This is a genomic window from Amycolatopsis sp. MEPSY49, from assembly GCF_051337345.1.
In the GTDB taxonomy this organism is placed as follows: Bacteria; Actinomycetota; Actinomycetes; order Mycobacteriales; family Pseudonocardiaceae; genus Amycolatopsis.
The window spans coordinates 764,256-781,989 of record NZ_JBDLYJ010000003.1; the positions used below are offsets into that span (position 1 = coordinate 764,256).

The 17,734-nt window shown below is 72.4% G+C and carries 15 protein-coding genes; 14 read left to right on the top strand and 1 reads right to left on the bottom strand.

What is annotated here, in order from left to right; translation table 11 throughout:
• Nucleotides 1–4 precede the first annotated feature (4 nt).
• Together ABFJ78_RS17920 and ABFJ78_RS17925 are read left to right on the top strand one after the other, a co-directional pair.
• Complete coding sequence (locus tag ABFJ78_RS17920) at nucleotides 5–562, top strand: PPE domain-containing protein (RefSeq protein WP_436387468.1); 558 nt, start codon at nucleotides 5–7, stop codon at nucleotides 560–562.
• Nucleotides 559–1,287: an ESX secretion-associated protein EspG gene (locus ABFJ78_RS17925; protein WP_436387469.1), complete on the top strand. Its 729-nt coding sequence runs from the start codon at nucleotides 559–561 to the stop codon at nucleotides 1,285–1,287. The genes ABFJ78_RS17920 and ABFJ78_RS17925 overlap by 4 nt, the downstream gene beginning before the upstream one ends.
• Before the next feature lie 57 nt (nucleotides 1,288–1,344).
• On the opposite strand, the gene ABFJ78_RS17930 is transcribed toward ABFJ78_RS17925, so the two are convergent.
• Nucleotides 1,345–2,250, bottom strand: coding sequence for a hypothetical protein (locus tag ABFJ78_RS17930; protein ID WP_436387799.1), 906 nt, complete (start codon nucleotides 2,248–2,250; stop codon nucleotides 1,345–1,347).
• A gap of 592 nt (nucleotides 2,251–2,842) precedes the next feature.
• On the opposite strand from ABFJ78_RS17930, the gene mraZ reads away from it, so the two are divergent.
• The 12 genes from mraZ (at nucleotide 2,843) to ABFJ78_RS17990 (ending at nucleotide 17,668) form a co-directional block, all read left to right on the top strand.
• The gene (gene mraZ, locus ABFJ78_RS17935; protein WP_285998176.1) at nucleotides 2,843–3,274 is read left to right on the top strand and encodes a division/cell wall cluster transcriptional repressor MraZ; all 432 of its coding nucleotides are present in this window, start codon (nucleotides 2,843–2,845) and stop codon (nucleotides 3,272–3,274) included.
• 211 nt (nucleotides 3,275–3,485) lie between these two features.
• Nucleotides 3,486–4,439: a 16S rRNA (cytosine(1402)-N(4))-methyltransferase RsmH gene (rsmH, locus tag ABFJ78_RS17940; protein WP_436387470.1), complete on the top strand. Its 954-nt coding sequence runs from the start codon at nucleotides 3,486–3,488 to the stop codon at nucleotides 4,437–4,439.
• Nucleotides 4,436–5,158 carry a hypothetical protein gene (locus tag ABFJ78_RS17945; RefSeq protein WP_436387471.1) on the top strand — a complete coding sequence of 241 codons (723 nt, stop codon included), beginning with the start codon at nucleotides 4,436–4,438 and terminating at the stop codon, nucleotides 5,156–5,158. The genes rsmH and ABFJ78_RS17945 overlap by 4 nt, the downstream gene beginning before the upstream one ends.
• Nucleotides 5,158–7,077, top strand: coding sequence for a peptidoglycan D,D-transpeptidase FtsI family protein (locus ABFJ78_RS17950; protein WP_436387472.1), 1,920 nt, complete (start codon nucleotides 5,158–5,160; stop codon nucleotides 7,075–7,077). The genes ABFJ78_RS17945 and ABFJ78_RS17950 overlap by 1 nt, the downstream gene beginning before the upstream one ends.
• A gap of 236 nt (nucleotides 7,078–7,313) precedes the next feature.
• A complete protein-coding gene (locus ABFJ78_RS17955; RefSeq protein WP_436387800.1) occupies nucleotides 7,314–8,858 on the top strand; it encodes a UDP-N-acetylmuramoyl-L-alanyl-D-glutamate--2,6-diaminopimelate ligase in 1,545 nt (514 codons plus the stop codon).
• Nucleotides 8,855–10,357, top strand: a complete 1,503-nt coding sequence (locus ABFJ78_RS17960; protein ID WP_436387473.1) for a UDP-N-acetylmuramoyl-tripeptide--D-alanyl-D-alanine ligase — start codon at nucleotides 8,855–8,857, stop codon at nucleotides 10,355–10,357. The genes ABFJ78_RS17955 and ABFJ78_RS17960 overlap by 4 nt, the downstream gene beginning before the upstream one ends.
• On the top strand, nucleotides 10,354–11,436 hold the full coding sequence (gene mraY / locus ABFJ78_RS17965) for a phospho-N-acetylmuramoyl-pentapeptide-transferase (protein WP_436387474.1): 1,083 nt from the start codon (nucleotides 10,354–10,356) through the stop codon (nucleotides 11,434–11,436). The genes ABFJ78_RS17960 and mraY overlap by 4 nt, the downstream gene beginning before the upstream one ends.
• A gap of 2 nt (nucleotides 11,437–11,438) precedes the next feature.
• Nucleotides 11,439–12,845 carry a UDP-N-acetylmuramoyl-L-alanine--D-glutamate ligase gene (murD, locus tag ABFJ78_RS17970; RefSeq protein ID WP_436387475.1) on the top strand — a complete coding sequence of 469 codons (1,407 nt, stop codon included), beginning with the start codon at nucleotides 11,439–11,441 and terminating at the stop codon, nucleotides 12,843–12,845.
• Entirely contained in the window at nucleotides 12,832–14,331 is a 1,500-nt protein-coding gene (ftsW, locus tag ABFJ78_RS17975) for a putative lipid II flippase FtsW (RefSeq protein WP_436387476.1), read from the top strand. Before murD ends, ftsW begins: the two co-directional genes overlap by 14 nt.
• Nucleotides 14,328–15,452: an undecaprenyldiphospho-muramoylpentapeptide beta-N-acetylglucosaminyltransferase gene (gene murG / locus ABFJ78_RS17980; RefSeq protein WP_436387477.1), complete on the top strand. Its 1,125-nt coding sequence runs from the start codon at nucleotides 14,328–14,330 to the stop codon at nucleotides 15,450–15,452. The genes ftsW and murG overlap by 4 nt, the downstream gene beginning before the upstream one ends.
• Nucleotides 15,445–16,833 carry a UDP-N-acetylmuramate--L-alanine ligase gene (murC, locus tag ABFJ78_RS17985; RefSeq protein ID WP_436387478.1) on the top strand — a complete coding sequence of 463 codons (1,389 nt, stop codon included), beginning with the start codon at nucleotides 15,445–15,447 and terminating at the stop codon, nucleotides 16,831–16,833. The genes murG and murC overlap by 8 nt, the downstream gene beginning before the upstream one ends.
• A 4-nt stretch (nucleotides 16,834–16,837) precedes the next feature.
• Complete coding sequence (locus ABFJ78_RS17990; RefSeq protein ID WP_436387479.1) at nucleotides 16,838–17,668, top strand: cell division protein FtsQ/DivIB; 831 nt, start codon at nucleotides 16,838–16,840, stop codon at nucleotides 17,666–17,668.
• Nucleotides 17,669–17,734: the final 66 nt, after the last annotated feature.

Genomic DNA, 17,734 nt, shown 5'->3' on the forward strand with positions numbered 1-17,734 from the left:
CGCCGTGCCCGAACCCCCCGTTCCGACCGCGCGGTACGAGTCCTACAGCCACGAAGCCATGGCCGCCGAGGTCGAGCGGGGCAACGACCCGGTCGCCGCGGGCGAGGCGGGCGCGCGCTGGGACGGGCTGGCGAAACGGCTGCACGAGTCGACCGCCGACCTCGCCGCGTTGGTCGCGTCCTCGGAGGAGAACTGGCGTGGCCAGGCGGGCGACGCGGCGCGGGCGGCGCTGGGCCGGGCCGCGCGGTGGCTCTCGCACTCGGCCGCGGTTTCGGCGTCGGTGGGCAGCGCGGTCGGCGCGCAGGCCGACGCGGCCGCGCGGGCCCGCGCCGACATGCCGCCGCCGGTGGTCTACGACCCGGCGTCGATGATCCGGGACGCGGCGTCGTCCGGGAACGTGCTGGTCCTGGCCGGGCTGGCGGACGAGATGGCGGCCCGCCGCGCGGAGGCGGAAGCGGCGCGCCAGAAGGCGATCGACGTCATGCGCACGCGCGACGCGGCGTTGCGCGGCCACGTGCCGGCCGCGGAGTTCGAGGATCCGCCGACGCTGGGGCCGGCTTGATCCGGGTTTCGGCGTCGGCGTTCGACATCCTCTGGACCGACCTCGGCCACGACCGCCCGCCGGAGCCGCTGACGGTGCGCAGCGTCGGCGGGACGGAGGAGGAACGCGCCGAGGTGCGTAAGGCGGTGTACGAGAACCTGGCCGGCCGGGGGCTGTACGACGGGTCCCGCCTCGAGCCGGCGCTGGCGGCGCGGTTGGAGGTCCTCGCGGGCGGCGATGTGTACGTGGCGTGCGAAGCGCTGGCGGACATGACGTCGGACTTGCCGTTCCGCGCGGTGACGGCGGCGCACGGTCGCCGCGGCGTGCTGGCGACCCAGCCGGAGCAGACGATCGCGCTGGATTCGATCGGCGCGGGCGAGTTGTGTTCGGCGATCGTGGACGTGTTGCCGGAGTTGACGGCCGGGCCGGGGTACGGGATCAATCTGTCGGCTTCGGCGTTGGCCGACCCCGCGGCCGTTTCGGGGGCGGCTTCGGCGCAGTTGCAGGAGGTCTTGGCGATCCAGGCGCGGCCGGTTTACGCGGCGGGGCAGTTCAGTGTCAGCCGGCGGGTGGCTTCGGGGCGGGTTGAGCGGGTGGGCGGGTTGACTTGGTTCGACACCGACGTGGGTGCTTACTGCGCGACCAAGACTGCGGGGCGGGGTGGGCAGGAGTGGGTCACCGTGAGCCCGGTCGACAGCGCCCGGCTCGCGTCCCGCGTCGCGGCTTTGGTGACCCCCGAGGACTGACGATCCCGCTGCCGTGTAGTGAATGACTCATTCATGTCGCCTGGCGACATGAATGAGTCATTCACGTCGCCCGGCCAGCAGTACCGGCGGTCGTGGGCGTGCTGCCGCGGACCGGTAGGCGGAGACGAGATCCTCGACCACTGCGGCAGGCTGGGTGCGCAGCCGGCTGGGCAGGGTCTGCACCAGAGCGATCCCGGCGGCTGCGTAGCGGTTGTTGCGGGCGAGCGTGGTCGCGTAACCGGGTCGTCCGAAGTGGAACTCGCAGGAGTCGATCTCCCACGCCAAGGCGACGTCGTCGAACCAGGCGTCGGGGGTGGCGATGTACCGGCCGTGTTCGTCGTGGATTCCGAAGTTCCAGACCGGCTCGGGCAAGCCGCTACGACGCCACACACCCATGGCCTCCGCCTCCGCGGCCGATCGCGCACCGTTTTCGATCTCCTTGAGCACGGCGCGCGGCAACGCGGTTCCGCGTCGGCTCCCCAGCTCCAGTTCCGCGCTCAGCTCGCCCGGGTCGAGGCGGAGCTGCTGGACCACTTCGGCGAGCAGAGCCCGGATCGGCGGGCGTTCGCGCAGGCGCCGGCACTCGTCCAGCACGGCCCGGACTGCCGGCGCCAGGGGAAGTCCGTCCGAGCGGACCGGGACGGGCATTCGCCTGGTCCGCTCCACGAGCACGTAACCGCTGCTGGTGGTCTTCAGGTGGGAGGGGAGGAGAAGGTGGATCGGTTCGCCCGCGTGGGCATCCCGCTTCAATCCTTGGCGTCGGCACGATTCGAGGCCGGTGATGACAGCCTGGTCGCCGCTGTAGACCAACGCCCCCTCGACGAGTTGCCGCCGGGTCGGCTCGCCGGTCCGCAGCAGCACGACACCCGGCAGGAGCCGCTGCCACGGGCCGCCCGGAAGACACCGTCGGTAGCTGGTCACCTGGGGCACGCCGAGGGTCTCGAGCCGTGCCACCGTAATCACACCGCGCCGGCTGGCAGCGAAGAGTGCCTCCGCGTCGCGCGTCCAAGGGCCTCTGGTCACCTGTCCGATCGTGGCGGGACCGGCCGCCCGGCAACAGGCCTCTCCGTAATCTGTGGACTACTCGCGGTGATTCGGCGAGTTGTGGATAACTGGGCTCCCGGGCCCGGATGACGTGAATGACTCACTCATGTCGCCAGGCGTAGTGAATGACTCATTCATGTCGTTTCGGCGGCGCGTCCCTGCCCCACCGGCCCCCCCACCCGCGTCCCCACCTAGCCCCACCCCGGGTCCCCACCTGCCCCCACCCGAGGCCCCCAGGGTTCTTTCGCGGCCGTTATGCGGACGCATGGGGTACAGCTGAGGTTGCTCCGGCCCCCGGCAAGGGGGATCTTGGCCACCGTCCCCCACGGCACCCCTCACCTACCCCCACCCTGCTGACCTGCGCAAACAGAACACACGACGGAGTGAGCCGCCGGTTTCACGCGTTGACTGTGGTGAAAAGTGGGGTACGGTGGTGGCCAGTGGGGCGGAAGGGAAGCCCCGGAGCCGCAGCCGGAGGTTCGCCACCGGGTGCGGTAGGGAGGTGGAGGCCGTGTTCCTCGGCACCCACACCCCGAAGCTGGACGACAAAGGGCGGCTCGCGCTGCCCGCGAAGTTCCGTGACGCCTTGGCGGGTGGGCTGATGCTTACCAAGGGGCAGGACCACTGCCTCTTCGTCTTCCCCCGCGCCGAGTTCGAGCAGATGGCGCGCAAGGTCGCCGAGGCCCCGTTCACCAACGAGGCGGTTCGGGCCTACCAGCGCTACCTGTTCGCCGGCACGGACGAGCAACGTCCGGACGGCCAGGGGCGCATCAGCATCGCGTCCGAGCTCCGCCGCTACGCGGGGCTCAGCAAGGAGTGCGTGGTGATCGGGGCGATCACCAGGCTGGAGATCTGGGACGCCCAAGCGTGGCAGGGCTACCTGGAGGAACACGAAGACAGCTACGCGAAGGCTCGAGAGGAAGTACTGCCGGGCGTCTTCTAGACGTGCGGTCGCGGTGCACCGTCGTCGTCGGGGGACGAGGGGTTCGCCGCCCGCGCCACGGGGGAAGCCCACCCGGATGCCGTGAGGCCTCTGTCCGCTCAACAGCCCTGGTGCACCTTCCCCGGTACCAGGTCGGCAGCGGGCGGACAGGGACCTGACGGCATCCGCCATATTTCCCCCGGGCCAGGCGAGAAAGGGGGGAGGGAACACCATGACGGCACCCGAGCACGTCCCGGTACTGCTGAGGCGCATCGTCGAGCTGTTCACCCCCGTGTTCGCCGAGCGCGACGGCGTCCTCGTGGACGCGACCGTCGGCCTCGGCGGGCATTCCGACGCCCTCCTCGACGCCTTCCCGCGGCTGCGCCTCGTCGCCCTGGACCGTGACCCCGCCGCTCTCGAAAAGTCGGAAGAGCGCCTCGCCCGGCACGGCGACCGCGTCGACTTCGTGCACACCGTCTACGACGGGCTCCCGGAAGCCCTCGAAGGACTCGGGATAGCCAAGGCCGACGGCATCCTCTTCGACCTCGGCGTCTCGTCGATGCAGCTGGACCGGGCCGAGCGCGGCTTCGCCTACTCGAAGGACTCGCCGCTCGACATGCGGATGGACCCGACCACCGGGTTCACCGCCGCCGACGTGCTCAACACCTACGCGCCCGGCGAGCTGATCCGGATCCTGCGCGACTACGGCGAGGAGCGCTTCGCGCAGCGCATCGTCAAGGCCGTCGTGAAAGCCCGCGAACAGGAGCCGTTCACGACCAGCGGGCGCCTGGTCGAGCTGCTCTACGACGCCGTCCCGGCCGCCACCCGCCGCACCGGCGGGCACCCGGCCAAGCGCACCTTCCAGGCGCTGCGGATCGAGGTCAACGGCGAGCTGGAGGTGCTCCGCCGCGCCATGCCCGCCGCGCTGGGGGCCCTGCCGGTCGGCGGGCGGATCGTCGTCGAGTCCTACCAGTCCCTGGAAGACCGGCTGGTCAAGCAGGCGCTGGCCGAGCTCGCGAAGTCCCGCACCCCGGAGGGACTCCCGGTCGAGCTGCCGGGACACGGACCGGAGCTGAAGCTCCTGACCCGGGGCGCCGAGAAGGCCGGCGAAGAGGAGATCGAACGGAACCCGCGCGCCGCCTCGGTGCGGCTGCGGGCCGCAGAGAGGATCGGAGAGCCGCGATGACCGCTCCCGCGAAGTCCCGCCGCCCGGCCGCGCCGGCGACGCGGGGCCGCAGCGAGGCCGCCCGCACCTCGACCACCGTCGAGCCGGACCCGCAGACCACCCAGCCGGGCAAGGCCGCGCCGCGCCGCGCGTCGCGGGGCCGCACGTCCGCGGCCGAGCGCGCCTACGCGCGCCGCGCCCAGCGGGCCGACCTGCTCAAGGAGCGCGAGCCGCGGCCACGGCCGAAGGCCGAGCCGGCGGAGCCCAAGCCGAAGTTCAAGCTGCGGCTGCCGAAGTCGCGCGCGTCGTTCGTGCTGATGATGATGGCGCTGCTGGCCGCCGGCGTGGCGACCACGCTGTGGCTGACCACGCAGGCGATCGCCGACTCCTACCGGCTCGAGCAGCTGCGCACCACGAACGCGAGCCTGGCCGAGACGAAGGAGCAGCTGCAGCGCGACGTCGCGAAGGCCGAGTCGCCCGCGTCGCTGGCCCCCGCCGCCCAGCAGCTGGGCATGGTGCCGGGCGGCGACCCGGCGCGCATCGTCGTCGGCCCGGACGGGAAGACGTCGCTCGTCGGCGAGCCCAAGAAGGCCAAGGCGGACACGCCGGCGGCGCCGGTCGCGCCGCCCGCCGCGCCCGCCGCGGGCACGCAGTCGCAGCAGGGCGCGCCGATCGAGGGCGACCAGCCCGCCGTGCCCGCCGACGAGCAGCCGCCCGCGCAGCCGGGGGCCGGCCAGTGATGGCTGCCGGCCGGGGACAGGCCCGCGCCCGCACGAGGGGCAGCGCGCGGCGGACCTACGCCGCCGGGACGCGCAGCGCGGCCGCCCGGCGGGGAAACGGCGGCCACCGCGGCCGCTTCTCCGCCGTGCGCCTGATCCTGGTCGCGATACTGCTCGTCGCGGGCGTGAAACTGGTGCAGGTGCAGTGGTTCGACGCCGCGGCGCTGTCGGCCGCGGCCGAGCGGCAGCGCACCCAGACCATCGACATCCCGGCCCAGCGCGGGTCCATTGTGGACCGCAACGGCGCCAAGCTGGCGTTCAGCGTCGAGGTGCGCTCGCTTTCGGTGAACCTCAAGGCGTTCCACAAGAGCATGGCCGACTTCGCCGCGAAGAACCCCGGCACGGCGAAGACGTTCGACAGCGAGACCGCGGCGGCCGCGAAGTACATCGCGGCCAAGGTGCCGACGCTCACCGAGCAGCAGCTGCTCGACTTGTTCCACAAGCCGGTTTCGTTCACCTACCTGGAACACAACGTCGAGCCGTCGGTCGCCGCCGACATCGTCAAGAAGTACCCGTGGATCGGGATCGAGAAGCGCGCGCTGCGCGAATACCCGGGCGGCAGCCTGGCGTCCAACATCGTCGGCGCCGCGAACTGGCGCTCCGACGACCCGGACGTGTCCAAGCACAACCTGCACGGCCTGGTCGGGCTGGAACTCGTGCGCGACAACGACCTGGCGGGCACGCCGGGCCGGATGCTGGTCAACACGAAGAACGGCAGCGACAACGTCGTCATCCCGGGCACCGAGCGCGACCTGCAGGCCGCCGTGCCGGGGTCGGACCTCGAGCTGACCATCGACTCCGACCTGCAGTACGAGGTGCAGCGGCAGCTGTCGGACTACGTCCGGCAGTCGCACGCCAAGGGCGGGCAGGCGGTCGTCCTCGACGCCAAGACCGGCGAGGTCTACGCGCTGGCCAACGACACGACGTTCGACCCCAACGACCAGAGCACGTGGACCCCCGACGACCTCAACAACCCGGCGGTCACCACGCCGTTCGAACCGGGGTCGGTCAACAAGGTCGTCACCGCCACCGGGGCGATCGACTACGGCATCGCGACGCCGGAGTCGACGATCCAGGTGCCCGGCGCGCTGCAGGTGGCCGACAAGACCGTGCACGACGCCTGGACCCACGGCACGCAGACGTTCACCACCGCCGGGATCTTCGCCAAGTCGTCCAACATCGGGACGCTGCTGCTGGCGCAGAAGATCGGCGAGGAGCGTTACTCCGACCTGCTCAAGAAGTTCGGGCTCGGCCAGCGCACCGGCGTCGGCCTGCCCGGCGAGAGCGCGGGGGTCGTGCCGGCGCGCAGCCAGTGGTCGGCGACGACGTTCGGCAACCTGCCGATCGGGCAGGGCCTGTCGATGACCGTGCTGCAGATGGCCGGGATGTACCAGGCGATCGCGAACGACGGCCTGCGCGTCGAACCCCGGATCGTCAAGGCGAAGGTGAACCCGGACGGGACGACCGTGCCGGAGCCGGCGCCGAAGCAGGTCCAGGTGGTCAGCCCGCAGACGGCCAAGACGGTGCGCGACATGATGCGCGCGGTCGCGCAGAACGGCAAGGGCCTGCAGAAGGGCACCGCGCCGTCGGCGGCGGTCGAGGGCTACCAGATCTCCGGGAAAACGGGCACCGGCCAGCAGGTCGACCCGCGGACGAAGGCCTACAGCGACCACCTCTACAACATCACCTTCGCCGGCATCCTGCCCGCCGACCACCCGCGGTTCGTGGTCGGGATCCGGCTGGACGCGCCGGACACGACGCTGCCGGTCGGGCACTCCGCCGCGCCGCTGTTCCACACCATCGCGTCGTACCTGACGCAGCGGTACCAGATCCCGCTGTCGGACGGCCCTTCGCCGGAAGTCCCGCTGATCGTGCCGTAAGCACCGTGCGTGAAGGCCCCCTTACCTGCGTGAGGGGGCCTTCACGCGTTCAGCGTCCACATCGGTCCGAAGAACCCGGGAAAGCGTTGCGGCGCAACAGGGTGCGGATCGCCGTTTAGCACATGTGCCTCAGCCGCCCGCAATCGCCGTACCGCGTGCGACTGCCCCAACCCGCCGCCGGTAGCCTCTTGGCCGTGTCCGTGTCCTCGTCCAGTTCCCAGGTGCCGGAAAGCCCGGTGAAAGCGGTCCCCGCGCCGCCCCGCCCGGCGCGCATCGACCCGGTCCCGCTGGCGACGCTGCTCGCCAGGGCGGACGCGCGGCTGATCGCCGGCTCGCCCGACGCCGCCGACCTCACCGTCACCGGCACCACCCTGCGGGCCCAGCACGTGCTGCCCGGCGACCTGTTCGCCGCCCTGCCCGGCGCCCGCGCGCACGGCGCCGACTTCAGCGACCAGGCGGTCGCGGCCGGGGCCGTCGCGGTGCTCACCGACGCCGAAGGCGCCGAGCGCCCCGGGCTGCGCGACGCCGGCGTCCCGATCCTCGTGCACGCCGACCCGCGCGCCGCCCTCGGCGAGATCGCCGCCTGGATCTACGGCGAGCCCTCCCTGCGGCTGGCCGTCCTCGGCGTCACCGGCACGTCCGGCAAGACCACGACGTCGTACCTGGTCGACGCCGGCCTGCAGGCCGCGGGCCTGACCACCGGCCTGATCGGCACGGTCGAGACCCGGATCGCCGGCGAACGGCTGGTCAGCGGCTTCACCACTCCGGAGGCGCCGGACCTGCAGGCGTTGCTCGCCGTGATGCTGGAGCGCGGCGTCACGCACGTGCCGATGGAGGTCTCCAGCCACGCGCTCGCGCTCGGCCGGGTCAACGGCACCCGGTTCGCGGTCGGCGCGTTCACCAACCTCTCCCAGGACCACCTGGACTTCCACAAGGACATGCAGGAGTACTTCGCCGCGAAGTCCCTGCTGTTCGACGGCCGCTCGACCACCGAGGTCGTCGTCGTCGACAGCGCGTGGGGCCAGGCCCTGCTGACGCCGCAGACGATCACCGTCACCACGGACCCGGGCACCGAGGCCGCGTGGAAGGCCACCGACCTGCGGGCCACCCCGCACGGCGAGCAGACGTTCACGCTGCACGGCCCGGACGGCGTCAGCGCGCCCGCCCGGATCCCGCTGCCCGGCGAGTTCAACGTCGCCAACGCCGTGCTCGCCGCCGCGATCCTCGGCAGCGCGGGAATCGCCCTGGAGCACATCGTCACCGGGCTCGCCGAGGTGCAGGTGCCCGGCCGGATGGAGCGGGTCCACGTCGGCCAGGAGTTCACCGCCGTCGTCGACTACGCCCACAAGCCGGCCGCGGTCGCCCAGGGCCTGGACGCACTGCGGGCCCGCGCCGAGGGCCGGATCATCACCGTGCTCGGCTGCGGCGGCGACCGCGACACCGCCAAGCGCCCGATGATGGGCGAGGCGGCGGCCCGGCGCAGCGACGTCCTGATCGTCACCGACGACAACCCCCGCTCCGAAGACCCCGCGGCGATCCGCGCCGCGATGCTCGCCGGCGCTCGCGCCGTCGGGCCCGCCGAGGGCGGCGAGGTCATCGAAATCGGCGACCGCCGCGAGGCCATCGAACACGCCGTCGCGCTGGCCGAGCCGGGCGACATCGTCTTCCTCGCCGGCAAGGGGCACGAGTCCGGCCAGGAGGCCGGCGGCGTCGTGCACCCGTTCTCCGACCGCGACGAGCTGGCCGCGGCCATCCGCAACAAACTCGAGGTGAGTGTGTGATCGTGCTCAGCCTGGCCGAGCTCGCCGACGTCGTCGGCGGCCGGCTGCACCGCGCCGACCCGGGCGCGCAGGTGACCGGCACCGTGGAGTTCGACACCCGGAAGCTCACGCCCGGCGGCCTGTTCGTCGCCCTGCCAGGGGAGAAGGTCGACGGCCACGACTTCGCCGCGCAGGCCGTCGAGGCCGGCGCGGTGGCCGTGCTGGCCGCCCGCGAGGTCGACGCCCCGGCGATCGTCGTCCCGCCGGTCGGCGACGGCGAGGCCCACGAGCGGTCGGTCGCGCTGACCGGCGACAAGGACGGCTCCGGCGCCGCCGTGCTGGCCGCGCTGGCCAAGCTCGCCCGGTTCGTCGTGCAGCGCCTGGCCGAGGGCACCCTGACGGTCGTCGGCGTCACCGGCTCGTCCGGCAAGACCTCGACCAAGGACCTGATCGCGCAGCTGCTCGAGCCGCTGGGGCCGACGGTCGCGCCGCCCGGGTCGTTCAACAACGAGCTGGGCCACCCCTGGACGGCGTTGCGCGCCGACGCCGACACCCGCCACCTGGTGCTGGAGCTGTCCGCGCGCGGACCCGGGCACATCGCCCACCTCGCCGAGATCGCCCCGCCGCGGATCGGCGCGGTGCTCAACGTCGGCAGCGCGCACGTCGGCGAGTTCGGCTCGCGCGAAGGCATCGCGAAGACCAAGGGCGAGCTGGTCGAGGCCCTGCCCGCGGACGGCGTCGCGGTGCTCAACCTCGACGATCCGCTGGTCGCGGCCATGGCGAGCCGCACGAAGGCCCGCGTGGTGTTCTTCGGCGAAAGCGCGTCCGCGCAGGTCCGGGCGACCGGTATCACGCTCGACGACCAGGCCCGCGCGTCCTTCCGGCTGGTCACCCCGGCCGGGGAGGCGGACGTGCGGCTGCCGCTGCACGGCGAGCACCACGTGAGCAACGCGCTCGCGGCCGCCGCGATCGCCTTGGAGCTGGGCTCGTCGCCGGACGAAATCGCCGCGCGGCTGTCGGCCGTCGAACGGCGTTCGGCGCGGCGCATGGAGGTCGTGACCCGCGAAGACGGCGTCACGATCCTCAACGACTCCTTCAACGCCAACCCCGAGTCGATGCGGGCCGGCCTGAAGGCCCTCGCGGCGATGACACGGGAGTCCGGCCGCCGGTCCTGGGCCGTGCTCGGCGTGATGGGCGAGCTCGGCGCGGACGCGGTCACCGCGCACGACGAGATCGGCCGGCTGGTCGTCCGGCTCAACATCGCCAAGCTCGTCGTGATCGGCCCCGAGGCGGCGGCCATGCACCAGGGCGCGCACCAGGAGGGTTCCTGGGGCGAGGAGTCGGCACTGGTACCCGACGTCGAGGCCGCGATCGCCCTGCTGCATGATCAGCTCCGCCCCGGGGACGTGGTGCTGGTCAAGGCCTCCAAGGCCGCCGGCCTCTGGCGGGTCGCCGAAGCTCTGCTCGAACCCCGGGAAACCGACAACTCCGAGAATCGCTCGAACGGTGGTGACGCGTGATCAGCATCCTGATCGCGGCCGCGGCGGGCCTGCTGATCTCCATCCTGCTCACGCCCTACCTGATCCGGGTCTTCTCCCGGCAGGGCTTCGGCCAGGAGATCCGCGAGGAAGGCCCGCAGGGACACAAGTCCAAGCGCGGTACCCCGACCATGGGCGGTGTCGCGATCATCATCGCGATGGTCGTCGGGTACTTCGCCGCGCACTTGATCAACTGGATGTTCAACTCCCGCAGCGGCGCGCCGACGGCCTCCGGGCTGCTCGTCCTGATGCTCGCGGTGGGCCTGGGGATCGTCGGGTTCCTCGACGACTTCATCAAGATCCGCAAGCAGCGCAACCTGGGGCTGAACAAGACCGCGAAGCTGGTCGGCCAGCTGGTCGTCACGATCGCGTTCGCGGTGCTGGCGCTGAACTTCGCGGACTCGCGCGGCATCACGCCGGCGTCGGAGAGCCTCTCCTACGTCCGCGACCTCGCGCTGATCACCTTCCCCGCGGTGTTCTTCGTGATCTTCTGCTACATCGTCATCTCCGGCTGGTCGAACGCGGTGAACTTCACCGACGGCCTCGACGGCCTGGCCGGCGGGTCGGCGGCGATGGTGCTGGCGACCTACGTCGTCATCGCGTTCTGGCAGGAGCGGCTGAACTGCGCCAACGGCCCGGCGCCCGCCTGCTACGACGTCCGCGACCCGCTCGACCTCGCGGTGGTCGCGGCCGCGGCGACCGGCGCCTGCGTCGGGTTCCTCTGGTGGAACGCGGCCCCGGCGAAGATCTTCATGGGCGACACCGGCTCGCTGGCCCTCGGCGGCCTGGTCGCCGGCCTCTCGATGACGACCCGCACCGAGCTGCTCGCCATCGTCATCGGCGGCCTGTTCATGGTTGAGATGATTTCGGTGGTCGCGCAGATCGCGGTGTTCCGGACCACCCGGCGAAGGCTCTTCCGGATGGCCCCGTTCCACCACCACTTCGAGCTCGCCGGGTGGGCGGAAACCACGGTCATCATCCGGTTCTGGCTGCTCTCGGCGATCTGCTGCATGTTCGGCCTGGGCCTGTTCTACAGCGAGCAGCTGGGCTTCGGAGGCTGACCGTGCAGATCTCCGGTCGTCACGTTCTCGTCGCGGGTGCCGGGGTCACCGGCAAGTCGATCGTGCCCGTGCTGGTCGACCTCGGCGCGCGCGTCACGGTCACCGACGGCAACGCCGAACGCCTGGCCGAGCTGGAAGGCCTGGGCGCCGAGCTGGTGCCCGGGCTGAGCGAGCCCCCGGACGACGTCGTCCTCGTCGTCACCAGCCCCGGCTGGCGGCCGACGTCGCCGCTGCTGGTGGCCGCGGCCGAGGCCGGCGTCGAGGTGATCGGCGACGTCGAGCTGGCCTGGCGCGTCGGCCGGCTGCGCGAGCACCCCCCGGCGTGGCTGGTGGTCACCGGCACGAACGGCAAGACGACCACCGTGGGCATGCTCGAGTCGATCCTCAAGGCGGCCGGCGCGAACGCCGTGGCCTGCGGGAACATCGGCTACGCCGCCCTCGACGCGGTCCGCGCGGGCTACGACGTGCTGGCTGTCGAGCTGTCGAGCTTCCAGCTGCACTGGTCCTCGACGCTGGCCCCGGACGCGGCCGTGGTGCTCAACCTGGCCGAGGACCACATCGACTGGCACGGCTCGATGGACGAGTACGCGGCCGCGAAGGGGCGCGTCCACACCCGCGCCAAGGTCGTCGTGCACAACGCCGACGACGAGTGGTCCACCCGCATCGCCGAAGAGCACGCGCCCGAGACCGCCCGCCGCGTCGGCTTCCGGCTGGACACCCCGCGCGCCGGCGAGCTGGGCCTGGTCGAAGACCTGCTGGTCGACCGCGCTTTCGTCGCCGACCCGGCGACCAGCGCCGAAGAGCTGGCGACGCTGTCGGACGTCCGCCCGGCCGGCCCGCACAACGTCTCGAACGCCCTCGCCGCGGCCGCGCTGGCCCGCGCGCACGGCGTCTCGCCGGAGGCCGTGCTGAAGGGCCTGCGCGAGTACCAGCCGGCCCCGCACCGGGCCGTCGAGGTGGCCGAGGTCGGCGGCGTCCGGTACGTCAACGACTCGAAGGCGACCAACCCGCACGCGGCCGCCGGGTCGCTGCGGGCGCACGAGTCGATCGTGTGGATCGCCGGGGGTCAGCTCAAGGGCGCTTCGGTCGACGAACTCGTGAGCAGCATCGCCGGCCGCCTGCGCGGGGTTGTGCTACTCGGCGTCGATTCACCCGTGATCGCCGCCGCGGTCGCGCGACACGCGCCGGATGTCCCGGTGAACAGCCTCCGTCCGGGTGACGATGAACCCATGACTGCGGCGGTGAGTGCGGCCAGCGCGATGGCCCGGCCAGGTGACGTGGTGCTGCTGGCACCCGCCGCGGCGTCGTTGGACATGTTCCCGAACTACGGCGCACGCGGCGACGCGTTCGCCGCGGCGGTGCACGTCCTTCGCGACGACGCAGCGGGGGAGCCGAGTGACGACAACTGACACCAAACCCGTAGCGCCGCCGAAGCGGCCGCGCCGAGAGCGCAAGGAGAGCGGCTTCGTCGCCTTCCGGACCGCGCTGACCGCGTGGCTCTCGCGCCCGCTCGCGTCGTTCCACCTCGTGCTCGCGCTCACCGGCGTGCTCACCGTCATCGGCATCGTCATGGTGCTGTCGGCGTCGTCGGTGGCGTCCTACAACCCGAAGACCGGCAGCGGCGTGTACTCGCTGTTCACCAAGCACCTGGTGTTCGTCGCGATCGGCTCGGTCGTCTTCTGGCTTGGCCTGCGGGTGAACCTGGAGCGGATCCGCCGGATGTCGGCGACCGCGACGGTGGTCTGCCTCGGCCTGCTGGTGCTCGTGCTGACGCCGCTGGGCACGACGGTCAACGGCTCGCAGGGCTGGTTCAAGGTCGGCGACTTCACCTTCCAGCCGGTCGAGGCCGCGAAGGTCGCGCTGGCCTTCTGGGGCGCGCACATCCTGGTGATCAAGTACAACGTGATCCACCAGTGGCGGCACCTGCTGGTGCCCGTGGTGCCGATCGCGCTGCTGATGTTCGCCCTGGTCATGCTGCAGCCGGACCTCGGCGGCACGGTCACCCTGGCCGTGGTGCTGCTGGCGCTGCTGTGGTTCGCCGGCGCGCCGAAACGGCTGTTCGGCGTGATCCTCGCGGGCGGCCTGGCCGGGGTGCTCGTGCTCGCCGTCATCGCGCCCTACCGGCTCGACCGCGTCATGTCGTTCCTGTCGCCGGACGCCGACACCAGCGCCGAGGGCTTCCAGGCCAACCAGGCCAAGCTGGCCCTGGCCGACGGCGGGTTCTTCGGCAAGGGCCTCGGCCAGGGGACGTCCAACTGGGGCTACCTGCCGAACGTGCAGAACGACTTCATCTTCGCGCTGATCGGCGAGGAGCTCGGCCTGATCGGCTGCGTCGTCGTGCTCGCCCTGTTCGCCGGGGTCGCGATCGTGGGCCTGCGGATCGCCACCCGCAACATCGACCCGTGGATCCGGATCGTCTCCGGCACGCTCACGGTCTTCCTCGTGGCGCAGGCCGGCATCAACATCGGCTACGTCGTCGGCCTGCTGCCGGTCACCGGCGTCACGCTGCCGCTGATCTCCTACGGCGGCACCTCGCTGGTGATCACCATGCTCATCATGGGCGTGCTCGCGAACGCCGCCCGGCACGAGCCGGAGGCGGTGGCCGCACTGCGCACACAGGGGCCGGGTAAATTCGGACGCCTGCTGCGGCTGCCCGCGCCCGATCCGTACCGCCCGCCCGCCACCCGCAAGGGTGGGGCGCGCGCCGGGGCGAAGGCGGCCAGGCCCGCGCCCCGTGCGGCGCGGCCGGCCCCGGCACAGGAACGACGCAGGTCGGTCCGTGAACCGGTGCGCCGCAGCGCGGCACGGACGAGCACGGCCACGTCCCGCGGGGCCGCGCGCACAACAGCGAGCCGTGGTACCCGGAGTACCGCGAACCGGAGAGGTCATTGGTGAGTAACCCCGTCAAGGGAGCCGAGCGAGCCGCCTCGGGCAGAGGGCCCGTGGTCGTGGTCGCCGGAGGTGGCACCGCAGGACACATCGAACCCGCCCTCGCCCTGGCCGACGCCGTCAAGCGGCTGCGCCCGGACGCGACGGTCGTGGCGCTGGGCACCGAGCGCGGCCTGGAGAACAAGCTCGTCCCGGCCCGCGGGTACGAGCTGGAGCTGATCCCGCCGGTGCCGCTGCCGCGCAAGCCGACGCCGGAGCTGCTGCGGCTGCCCCTGAAGGTCCGCGACTCGGTCCGCAAGACCCGTGAGGTGCTGGAGCGGGTCGGCGCGGACGTCGTGGTCGGCTTCGGCGGGTACGTCGCCCTGCCCGCCTACCTGGCCGCGCGCGGGCGCGTCCCGATCGTCGTGCACGAGGCCAACCAGTCGCCGGGCCTGGCGAACAAGGTCGGCGCGCGGTTCGCGCGCCGCGTCGCGGTGGCCGTGCCGGGAACGCCGCTGCCGAAGGCCGAGGTCGTCGGGATCCCGCTGCGGCGCTCGATCACGTCGCTGGACCGCGCCGCGCTGCGCGCCGAGGCCCGCGAGCACTTCGGGCTGGACCCGGACGCGCCGACGCTGCTGGTGTTCGGCGGCTCGCAGGGCGCCCAGTCGATCAACGCCGCGGTGTCCGGCGCGGCCAAGGACCTGGCCGACGCCGGCGTCGGCGTGCTGCACGCGCACGGCCCGAAGAACACGCTGGTCGTGCAGGAGTTCCCGGGGCGCCCGGCGTACGTGCCGGTGCCCTATCTGGAGCGGATGGACCTGGCCTACGCGGCGGCCGACGTCGCGATCTGCCGCTCGGGCGCGATGACGGTCGCCGAGGTGACCTCGGTCGGCCTGCCCGCGGTGTTCGTCCCGCTGCCGATCGGCAACGGCGAGCAGGCCACCAACGCGCGGCCCGCGGTCGACGCCGGGGCGGCCCTGATGGTCGCCGACGCCGACCTGACTCCGGCCAAGGTCGCCGAGCTGGTCGTCCCGCTGGTCACCGACGCCGACCGCGTCGCGAAGATGGGCGCGGCGGCGGTCGGCATGGGCCACCGCGAAGCCGACGAGACCCTCGCCCGCATCGTTCTGGAGGCCGCCGGTGCTTGAACTGCCTGAAGAGCTGCGCCGGGCGCACCTGATCGGGATCGGCGGGGCCGGCATGTCCGGCATCGCGCGGATCCTGCTGGCGCGCGGGGCTTTCGTGTCGGGCTCGGACGCCAAGGAGTCGCGCGCGCTGCTGTCGCTGCGGGCCCAGGGCGCCGAGCTGTTCGTCGGCCAGGCCGCTTCGAACATTTCGGCTCTTTCGCAGCCGCCGTCCGCGGTAGTCGTCTCGACGGCGATCAAGGAGACCAACCCCGAGCTGGCCGCCGCGCGCGCGGCGGGCATCCCGGTGCTGCACCGGGCCCAGGCGCTGGCCGGGCTGATGGAAGGCCACCGGGTCGCCTGCATCGCGGGCACGCACGGCAAGACGTCGACGACGTCGATGCTGACCGTGGCGCTGCAGCACTGCCGGCTCGACCCGTCGTTCGCCATCGGCGGCGACCTCAACGAGTCCGGCGCCAACGCCCACCACGGCGAGGGCGGCATCTTCGTCGCCGAGGCCGACGAGAGCGACGGCTCGTTCCTGACGTATTCGCCGTCGGTCGCGGTCGTGACGAACGTCGAGCCGGACCACCTGGACCACCACGGCACCGCCGAGGCGTACACGAAGGTGTTCACCGAGTTCGTCGGCCGGATCGTGCCGGGCGGGCTGCTGATCGTCTGCGGTGACGACGCGGCGGCGGACGAGCTGGGGACGCAGGCCGAGGAGATGGGCGTGCGCGTGCGCCGGTACGGCCGCTCGGCGACGGACGCCCGGGTCTTGGACTACACCCCGGCGCCCGACGGTAGCGTCGTGCGGCTGCTGCTGGACGGCTCGGAGCTGTCGGTGCGGGTCGCCGTGCCGGGGGAGCACATGGCGTTGAACGCGATCGCGGCGCTGCTGGCCGGCATCGAGCTGGGCGCGCCCGCCGCCGAGCTGGCGGACGGGCTCGCGGCGTTCGGCGGCGTGCGTCGCCGGTTCGAGTTCAAGGGGCGGGCGGGCGACGTCCGCGTCTACGACGACTACGCCCACCACCCGACCGAGGTGGCCGCGCAGCTGCGCGCGGTGCGGACCGCGGCCGGGTCCGGCCGGGTCGTCGTCGTGTTCCAGCCGCACCTGTACTCGCGCACGAAGATGTTCTCGGCGGAGTTCGCCTCGGCGTTGTCCTTGGCGGACGAGGTCGTCGTGCTGGACGTCTACGGCGCGCGCGAGGAGCCCGAGCCGGGTGTCACGGGGGCGCTGATCGCCGACCAGGTGACGGCGCCGGTGCGCTACGAGCCGGCGTTCGACGTGGCCGCGCCGCTGGTGGCGGGCCTCGCTCGACCGGGCGACCTGGTCGTCACCATGGGCGCGGGGGACGTGACGCAGCTGGGGCCGGAGATCCTCGCCGAGCTGGACAAGCGCTGACACCATGAGTCCGACCAGGGAACGCCGCCGACCGTCCTCCGAGCAGGAGACACCGGATCGCGCCGCCCTGGCCCGGCAACGGCGAGGGCGGCGCTCCGAGGAGGAGCGCCGCCGCACCCGCGTCGCGCGCTCGGCCCCGCGCAACCGGCCCAACCGGCGGGCCGAGATCCGCCGCCGGTGGGTGGCGCTGCTGTCGGTGCTGACCGTGATCGCCTTGGTGTACCTGCTGTTCTTCAGCTCGATGCTGGGTGCGCAGGAGGTCTCGGTCAGCGGCTCCCGGACCGTTTCCGCCGACGCGATCCGCGGGGTGGCGGCGGTGCCGCTGGACAAGCCGATGCTGCGGCTGAGCACGGACGAGATCCGCGACCGCGTGGCGGCGATGCCGGGGATCGCCACGGTCGAGGTGTCGCGGTCCTGGCCGAACACGGTCGAGATCACGGTGACCGAGCGAACGGCGATCGCGTTCTTCGACAGCGGCCCGGGAGGAGACGGAGTCCACCTGGTCGACGGCGGCGGCGTGGTGTTCAAGACGGTGCCTTCGCGGCCCTCGGGGTTGCCCGAACTTCGCCTGCCCAAGGTATCGGCGGACGACCCGGTGACGCGCGCGGTGACGGCGGTGCTGGGGGTGATCCCGGAGCAGCTGCTGAAGCAGGTGACGACGGCGACGGCGAAGACCCCGGCGAGCGTGGAGTTCACGTTGTCGAGCGGGAAGATCGTCCGCTGGGGAACGGCGGAGCAGACGGACCGGAAGGCCAAGGTCCTCGCGGCGCTGTTGACCCAGGAGGGCAAGGTTTACGACGTCGCGGCGCCCGAGCTGCCGACCATCACCTCCTGAAGTCTTCAAACCAGGTGCGCCCGGGTTTCCGTATGCCGTACGATCTCGTACGGCATACGGAAACGA